The organism is Pseudomonas sp. TAA207 (genome assembly GCF_001529285.1).
Lineage (GTDB): Bacteria > Pseudomonadota > Gammaproteobacteria > Pseudomonadales > Pseudomonadaceae > Aquipseudomonas > Aquipseudomonas weihenstephanensis.
Window position 1 is genome coordinate 1 of the sequence record NZ_LLWJ01000027.1, and the last position, 5,050, is coordinate 5,050.

The 5,050-nt window shown below is 53.5% G+C and carries 6 protein-coding genes; 2 read left to right on the forward strand and 4 right to left on the reverse strand.

The genetic code is table 11. The features are described 5' to 3' along the window. On the forward strand, nucleotides 1-214 hold a 214-nt coding region (locus tag AP059_RS22570), incomplete at its 5' end, for a hypothetical protein (protein ID WP_218186546.1). 33 nt (nucleotides 215-247) lie between these two features. On the opposite strand, the gene AP059_RS00340 is transcribed toward AP059_RS22570, so the two are convergent. Then, nucleotides 248-730, reverse strand: coding sequence for an immunity 26/phosphotriesterase HocA family protein (locus AP059_RS00340; RefSeq protein WP_059761383.1), 483 nt, complete (start codon nucleotides 728-730; stop codon nucleotides 248-250). After that, entirely contained in the window at nucleotides 727-2,217 is a 1,491-nt protein-coding gene (locus AP059_RS00345; RefSeq protein WP_059761384.1) for an RHS repeat-associated core domain-containing protein, read from the reverse strand. Before AP059_RS00345 ends, AP059_RS00340 begins: the two co-directional genes overlap by 4 nt. On the opposite strand from AP059_RS00345, the gene AP059_RS23190 reads away from it, so the two are divergent. Beyond that, the gene (locus AP059_RS23190; protein ID WP_059761385.1) at nucleotides 2,191-2,508 is read left to right on the forward strand and encodes a hypothetical protein; all 318 of its coding nucleotides are present in this window, start codon (nucleotides 2,191-2,193) and stop codon (nucleotides 2,506-2,508) included. The genes AP059_RS00345 and AP059_RS23190 overlap by 27 nt on opposite strands. Nucleotides 2,509-2,583: 75 nt before the next feature. Here the strand turns inward: AP059_RS23190 and AP059_RS00355 are convergent, their stop codons facing one another. Together AP059_RS00355 and AP059_RS00360 are read right to left on the reverse strand one after the other, a co-directional pair. Then, the gene (locus AP059_RS00355; protein ID WP_059761386.1) at nucleotides 2,584-2,907 is read right to left on the reverse strand and encodes a hypothetical protein; all 324 of its coding nucleotides are present in this window, start codon (nucleotides 2,905-2,907) and stop codon (nucleotides 2,584-2,586) included. 4 nt (nucleotides 2,908-2,911) lie between these two features. After that, nucleotides 2,912-5,050: RHS repeat-associated core domain-containing protein (locus AP059_RS00360; protein ID WP_177332328.1), on the reverse strand; the 2,139-nt coding region annotated here is incomplete at its 5' end.

A 5,050-nucleotide genomic window follows, 5' to 3' on the forward strand; every position in this document is an offset into this window, starting at 1 on the left:
GCCCCCAAAAATACTGATCCGTGCGTCCGAGGCTGTCCACGACACGGGTTTCGCCTTTTTCCAGGCCTTAGCTGAGCCAGAAATGCGTGCAACGACAGACCACTCTGTAACAGAATCTTTTCATGGGCATCGGCAGAATTTCCTGCAGATGAGATCATCACCTCTAGACAGCGCGGCTCTCAATGGTGGTAGCTGCGCGGAGCCTTTATCCTAATCAGGCTGGGTTCTACGTGGTATATGTCTTTTCTCAGTATTGGAGTAGTAAATTTTTAATTTTGTAATCGTTTTGCGGGAATAAGCTTGGGATCCCTAATGCTTCTTTTTCTGAAATGCTGGTAATATTTCCAAATGCGTCAATTTTTTTGCATGACTCTTCAATTCCATAGGTGAAATAGATATTGTCGACGTCAGTTGGTGTGTACTTTTCTTGATGGCCTATTATCCTCCAGTCGCCGTCAGTTTCTATCTTTCTATCGAATAGCATGTAGGAGTCTAAAATTATTGGGCTAAATATTCTTGTGGCATTGTTCAGTTTTTCTTTGCTGATATTTGGCTCGGAGGATGTGAGATTGAATATTTCAGCTAAATGCCCAGTTGGGAATTTTGAAATTATTCTTCCGAAGCGGTACTCGTTGTCTTTTACTCTAAAGCAAAATATATCACCTGGTTTAATGAAGCGGATCATGGTGCGAGCCTTCTTATTCCAGCCCCAAAATTTCACATCACTCATCCGCATCTGCCTCGTCGGGTGTTTGTAGGGTTTGCTTTTTTGTTAAATGCTCGATTGAACACTTTGGCTCTATCGTCAGTTCGTGACCTGTTAAAGGAATTGTATTTGTTTCCTCTATTTTCTTGTGAAATTTCCTGTCCGATGATGCCCTTCTTGGTTTTAAATTTCTCTATGTAGTATTGCTCGTAACCCCGCGCGTCTCCATAGGTGATGTCGCTGTCGAGTTGGCTAAGTATGGAGCCTGGTTGTAATCTATGTGATGAAGTGTGCTCGACGGTTCTCCTATCAATATCGTTAGTGATACCTATGTAATAAGGCTTAGTTGTTTTCGGGTCGCCATCGTATAGTCCGTAAACAAAGTATCCGGGAGCGTCAAGTGGTGTTAATCCAAGCGGATCAACCCATCCCACCGCATTCGGCGCGTACTGATAAAGATTGATCCCGCCCAGCAACCCAATCGGATCTGGCTGGGTAAACCGTCCTATATCCGGATCGTAAAACCTGAAGGTGTTGTAGTGCAGGCCGGTCTCGCGGTCAAGGTACTGGCCTTGAAAGCGCAGGTTCTGTTCTTGCTCGTGTTGGGTGTTATGCCATTCCTCGCGGCTGTTGCCCCAGGCCTGGAATTCGCTGTGCCACACGCTCAGCCCATGTTCGTCGGTCAGTTGTTCGGGGAGGCCGGCCAGGTTGGTGTGGAAGTATAAAAACTCTTCGTGGCCGGGCTTTCCGTCGAGGCGGGCCAGCGGTTCGTAGCTGTCGATGTTGGCGTACAGGTACAGGCTGGGCCTGCCGTCCTGCACCTCCTGCAGCAGGCGCAGGCCTTGCCACTGAAAGGTGGTGCGTCGGTATGGGCATTGATCGTCGTTGCGGTAGAGCTGTTTGCCGATGCGCCGCCCCAGCGGATCGTACTGGTAGTGGATGCGCAGGTGTTCGCCGTGCTTAGTCTGCTGGACGCGGATCAGGCGCTGTTCGGCGTCGTATTCAAAACGTTGGACGGTGTGGCTGCCGATGCGTTTTTCGCTCAGGCGGCCGAAGCGGTCGTAGCGGTAGCGCTTGTCTTCGAACACCTGCACGCGGTTGTGTTTGACGTGGCCGCGCAGCACGCCGGTCTGCATCAGGTTGGCAGCGGCGTCGTAGTTGAAGGTTTCGCTGTGTTGACCGGGCGCTTGCGGGGTGTGCTGGTAGTGTTGGCGGATGCGCTCGGTAGGGTCGTAGCGGTAATGCTGGCTGAGGGTGTGGCTTTTGCCGTTGCTGTTGTGCGCCTCGAAACGTCCGATGACGGGCTCTTGGGCTGAGTTGTGGTTGCTGCGGCGCTGGGTCTGGGTGAGTACTTCGGCGATCAGGTTATCGCAGGCGTCGTATTGGTAATCCTTGCTCAGCAGGGGCAATTCTTCGCGGGCGGCGTTGTGGTAATGCAGGGCCTTTTGCACGACGCGGCCGTTGCGGTCGTAGCGGGTGCGGGTGTGCAGTTGGCCCTGGGTGCGCAGCACTTCGTCGTGCAGGTTGTCGCGCTCGAAATCGCAGATTACCCGGCCATTGAGGTTGATCTGGTGCAGGTGCCCGCTGCCGTAGTACAGGTGGTTGATGGCGCGCTGATCGGGCAGGGTCAGGGTTTCGAGGTTGCCCAGTTCGTCGTAGTGGTACTGCAGCTCGCCGGCAGTGCTGGTTTCGCTGAGCAGTTGTCCGTTTTTGTCGTAACTGAAACTCAGCGGCTGTTGAGGTCGGTGTGCTTGCTTTCATTGCGGAAAAGCGGACCAAGCAATATTTTTTTATACAATTAATTGCATTCGGAGTCGCAGGTCAACCGAGATCTGAGGTTGACCTGGTTTAGATTTTTACGTCGGTGGTACAGGTGCCTAGTTATCAAGGTTGTCTAAGAGTTTGATAATTTCATCCTTGCTCTTTTCATAGGGTGGTTTCCAGTGTTCTATATCATTTTCGATCCATTCGTCATACCCATCAACACCAAGTTTTTCGGATAAGCTATGATTTAAAATCTTTCTTGCTGCTGCTAATTTATCTAGAATCCCCTCTTCTCTAAAAAATAATAATAAAGCTAGAGCGGTAGTTTCTTTGTCTTCAAATCCAGAGCCTATTTTATCAATCGTAATTACCATTTCCTCTAGATAGGTTAAGATTTCTTTAATATCTGAAAGGTTTATTTTGCACTTGCTGGTCATTTTATTAGCATCGCTTATTGAATGTCGTTGTTTTCTTGTTTATCTCGATGTCGCCTTTTATTTTGAACTCCTCAACGCCTAGATTATTCTTTCTAAATTCTACCCTTTCGGCATCTATGTCGAAGTCAATGTAATTTCTGGCGTGATGTGGTTTTATTTTGAATTTTTCAGACGCGTCGGCCATGCTCATTGGCTTTCCTTTAGCCTTGGTGGCAAAAACGGAGTTCTGATCGCCCGCTTTAATCACCATGCTATTTTTTATCCCCTCTAATCCTTGATTACTCGTGTAATGCCTTAAGCGAATAGTATCGAGACCGACCGGATCAACCCACCCAACCGCATTCGGCGCGTACTGATAAAGATTGATCCCGCCCAGCAACCCAATCGGATCTGGCTGGGTAAACCGTCCTATATCCGGATCGTAAAACCTGAAGGTGTTGTAGTGCAGGCCGGTCTCGCGGTCAAGGTACTGGCCTTGAAAGCGCAGGTTCTGTTCTTGCTCGTGTTGGGTGTTATGCCATTCCTCGCGGCTGTTGCCCCAGGCCTGGAATTCGCTGTGCCACACGCTCAGCCCATGTTCGTCGGTCAGTTGTTCGGGGAGGCCGGCCAGGTTGGTGTGGAAGTAGAAGAACTCTTCATCGCCGGGCTTTCCGTCGAGGCGGGCCAGTGGCTCGTAGCTGTCGATATTGGCGTACAGGTACAGACTGGGCCTGCCGTCCTGCACTTCCTGCAGCAGGCGCAGGCCTTGCCACTGAAAGGTGGTGCGTCGGTACGGGCATTGATCGTCGTTGCGGTAGACCTGTTTGCCGATGCGCCGCCCCAGCGGATCGTACTGGTAGTGGATGCGCAGGTGTTGGCCGTGTTTGCTCTGCTGGACGCGGATCAGGCGCTGTTCGGCGTCGTATTCAAAACGTTGGACGGTGTGGCTGCCGATGCGTTTTTCGCTCAGGCGGCCGAAGCGGTCGTAGCGGTAGCGCTTGTCTTCGAACACCTGTACGCGGTTGAGTTTGACGTGGCCGCGCAGCACGCCGGTCTGCATCAGGTTGGCAGCGGCGTCGTAGTTGAAGGTTTCGCTGTGTTGACCGGGCGCTTGCGGGGTGTGCTGGTAGTGCTGGCGGATGCGCTCGGTAGGGTCGTAGCGGTAATGCTGGCTGAGGGTGTGGCTTTTGCCGTTGCTGTTGTGCGCCTCGAAACGTCCGATGACGGGCTCTTGGGCTGAGTTGTGGTTGCTGCGGCGCTGGGTCTGGGTCAGTACTTCGGCGATCAGGTTATCGCAGGCGTCGTATTGGTAATCCTTGCTCAGCAGGGGCAATTCTTCGCGGGCGGCGTTGTGGTAGTACAGGGCCTTTTGCGCGAGACGGCCGTTGCGGTCGTAGCGGGTGCGGGTGTGCAGTTGGCCCTGGGTGCGCAGCACTTCGTCGTGCAGGTTGTCGCGCTCGAAATCGCAGATTACCCGGCCATTGAGGTTGATCTGGTGCAGGTGCCCGCTGCCGTAGTACAGGTGGTTGATGGCGCGCTGATCGGGCAGGGTCAGGGTTTCGAGGTTGCCCAGTTCGTCGTAGTGGTACTGCAGCTCGCCGGCAGTGCTGGTTTCGCTGAGCAGTTGTCCGTTCTTGTCGTAGCTGAAACTCAGCGGTTGCTGCTGGCCATTGAGGTCGGTGAAGGTGATCGACAGCAGGTTGTCGGCGGCGTCGTAGGTGTAGTCGGTGACGCCGTCGGCGGTGGTTTTCTGGATCAAACGCCCGGCGGCATCGCGCTCGAAGCGGTGCTTGAGCGGCGGGCAATCATCGTCCTGCACGTCACTGTCTGCCGGGACAGACACATGATCCACGCCGCTGACATCGCCGACTGCGTTGTAGTGGTAACAGCGTCCGCTGTTGTCCAGGTCACGCTGGGCAACCAGCCGATCCAGCGGATCCCAGCCGAAGGCGTAGGCTTCGTTGTTTTCGTTGGTCAGCTTTTGCAGACGGCCATAGGCGTCGTAGCTCAAGCGCACGCTGTGGCCCAGGGCATCGGTGCGCTGTTTGATCCGGCCGCTGAGGTCGTATTGGTAGCGGGTGGTCTGCTGGGCGGGGTCGGTGTAAGCGGTGATCTGGCCGGCGCTGTCGCGCTCATAGCGGTCGAGACGGCCGTCCGGGCGCTC